General features: G+C 62.2%; 5 protein-coding genes. 3 read left to right on the top strand and 2 right to left on the bottom strand.

Annotated features, from left to right (window positions below):
* Nucleotides 1-98: 98 nt before the first annotated feature.
* Nucleotides 99-281: a hypothetical protein gene (locus tag HNS03_RS25650; RefSeq protein WP_367198881.1), complete on the top strand. Its 183-nt coding sequence runs from the start codon at nt 99-101 to the stop codon at nt 279-281.
* A 125-nt stretch (nt 282-406) separates the two neighbouring features.
* Here the strand turns inward: HNS03_RS25650 and HNS03_RS25645 are convergent, their stop codons facing one another.
* Nucleotides 407-766 (bottom strand): hypothetical protein, encoded by a 360-nt coding sequence (locus HNS03_RS25645; protein WP_367198880.1) that lies wholly within the window; start codon nt 764-766, stop codon nt 407-409.
* 235 nt (nt 767-1,001) lie between these two features.
* On the opposite strand from HNS03_RS25645, the gene HNS03_RS25640 reads away from it, so the two are divergent.
* Complete coding sequence (locus HNS03_RS25640; protein WP_367198879.1) at nt 1,002-1,256, top strand: type II toxin-antitoxin system RelE/ParE family toxin; 255 nt, start codon at nt 1,002-1,004, stop codon at nt 1,254-1,256.
* A 9-nt stretch (nt 1,257-1,265) separates the two neighbouring features.
* Complete coding sequence (locus HNS03_RS25635) at nt 1,266-1,637, top strand: helix-turn-helix domain-containing protein (protein WP_367198878.1); 372 nt, start codon at nt 1,266-1,268, stop codon at nt 1,635-1,637.
* Here HNS03_RS25635 and HNS03_RS25630 read toward each other — a convergent pair.
* Complete coding sequence (locus HNS03_RS25630) at nt 1,634-1,858, bottom strand: DNA cytosine methyltransferase (RefSeq protein ID WP_367198882.1); 225 nt, start codon at nt 1,856-1,858, stop codon at nt 1,634-1,636. The genes HNS03_RS25635 and HNS03_RS25630 overlap by 4 nt on opposite strands.
* Nucleotides 1,859-2,025 lie beyond the last annotated feature (167 nt).

Below are 2,025 nucleotides of genomic sequence, written 5' to 3'. Positions count from 1 at the left end.
CTTATGAGTTCATTTGCAAACAGTGGACTTCAGAACCGGATCGATTCAGTGTCGATCCAATCCATCAAATGCCGGGATTGAACACTTAGGAGACCAAGATGGCCGAACGGATCATCACGACGCCGAGGGGTGAACGGCTGGTCGTTATGCCGGAAGCCGAGTTCCTGGCAATGCGCGAGGCCGCCGAAGCCGCCCGGAGGTTCCGGTCACGCTTTGCGGCCGGCGACGAAGATTTCGTCCCGGATCGTCGCGGGCCGTTGTCGTCGGGCCGGGCAAGTTAACCGTTGCCATCCGATCGATCGGCCCATGATCGGTCTGCCGTATTCCGCCCGCTTTCAACCGGCTCGACGTCGGGAACGATGATTTAGGGGGAAACGCCGACCAAACCGGCCGCATCGGGCCGCGCCTAGAGGGCGACCGCTTTCGCGCGGCATGCGACTAACTCGAATGCCCGATCGACGCGGACCTGATCCTCGCGATTTCCGACTTCGATGAAGCCTGCGAAAAGCTGCGCTCCGAGATCGAAGCGAGCGAAAGCGTCGCCGAGATCTCCGAACTCGAAGTCCTGGCGCAGCCGGCCGATGCCGCGCCGGCGGAGCCGAAGGCGCAGAAGGTCGAAAAGGGGCCGCTCCGCACCCCGGAAACCGTCGACGGTATCGTCTTCGACATCATCGGCGAAGTCGGCCCGGCAAAGGTCGGCCCTTTCCGGAAGGCTTGGATCGACCGGGATCCGGATGGCTACGGTCAGCTCGCCCCGACCCAGCAAAAGGGCATCATGCGAAAGTCGGTCAATCGGCTCGTCGCTGCCGGGAAGGTCAAGCGCGATGGCTCGACCTTCGAAGTTGCCGAAGCCGCGACCGAATGAACGGCGAGCTGCGACGCTCCACAGTCAATCGCCTCGGCAGGGCTGGCCTTCGGGCCGGCCCTGCTGCAAGCGAATGTAATTAGCTAATTGCAAATTCATTCTGGTTATTTTGTTAGCGGATTGCTATTTTCGACCCATGAACCGGATCGCATACAGCCGCGGCGCCCTGAAGACCCTAAGCCGTATTCCGGCCAACACGGCCCGGCTGATCCGGTCCAAAATTGAGCAATACGCGACCGACCCGGCGAGCCTCGCGAACAACGTCAAATCGCTCAAGGGCGAGCCCGGTTACTCTCGTTTGCGCGTCGGCGATTGGCGCGCGATCTTCTCCGAAGATGGCGAAGTGATCGCGGTCATCAGGGTAGCACCGCGCGGCGGAGCCTACGACTAGGAGACCAAGATGGCCGAACAGATCATCACGACCCCGAGCGGCGAGCGGCTGGTCGTCATGCCGGAAGCCGAGTTCCTGGCCCTGCGCGAAGCCGCCGAAGATCATCAGGACGCCGAAGCCGTCCGGACGTTCCGGTCACGGCTTGCGGCGGGCGAGGAAGAACTTGTCCCGGCGGACGTCGCGAACCGCATCATCGACGGCGAAAGCCGCATTCGTGTCTGGCGCGAATATCGCGGACTGACGTCGCGCCAGCTCGCGGAAAAGGCGGACGTGAGCACCGCCTACCTGTCGCAGATCGAAACCGGCGCTCGCGATGGAAGCTTCGAAACCATCAAGCGTATCGCGCACGCCCTCGACCTTTCGGTCGATGACTTGGCCTAGATCCGGGCGAAGATTTCGTCCCGGATCGTCGCCGCGATGTGGCCCATCATGACCGGCGGCACGGAACGTCCAAGGCGCTCCCATTGCTGGGCGTAGCTGTCCGTCAGCTTGAAATCGTCCGGAAACGCGCAGATCCGTCGAAGCTCGGCGATGCTGAACTTGCGCTTTTCCGTCGGGTGCGTGACCCCGGCGATAGACCCGTTGCCGCCATGCGCCGTAATCGTCGGCGACGGTTGGACAGGGTCCGGCCGAACGAGCTGGAAATACCGATCCGACTGATCGCCCGGCGCTAGAGCGTGTCATTTGGGGTCTGAATCGGAAATGGGATTCCCTTGAGGGGTTGGATCTGATTCAAGCTGCCTGCTGGGTGGAGGCTGGCATGCATGAC

This window comes from Amorphus sp. 3PC139-8 (assembly GCF_040750475.1).
In the GTDB taxonomy this organism is placed as follows: domain Bacteria; phylum Pseudomonadota; class Alphaproteobacteria; order Rhizobiales; family Amorphaceae; genus Amorphus.
This window is presented reverse-complemented; position numbering and strand designations above follow the sequence as displayed.

Excerpts from the sequence above, each read along its gene's own strand:
- HNS03_RS25640 (WP_367198879.1), top strand. The coding sequence starts at position 1,002 with ATGAACCGGATCGCATACAGCCGCGGCGCCCTGAAGACCCTAAGCCGT.
- HNS03_RS25650 (WP_367198881.1), top strand. The coding sequence starts at position 99 with ATGGCCGAACGGATCATCACGACGCCGAGGGGTGAACGGCTGGTCGTT.
- HNS03_RS25635 (WP_367198878.1), top strand. The coding sequence starts at position 1,266 with ATGGCCGAACAGATCATCACGACCCCGAGCGGCGAGCGGCTGGTCGTC.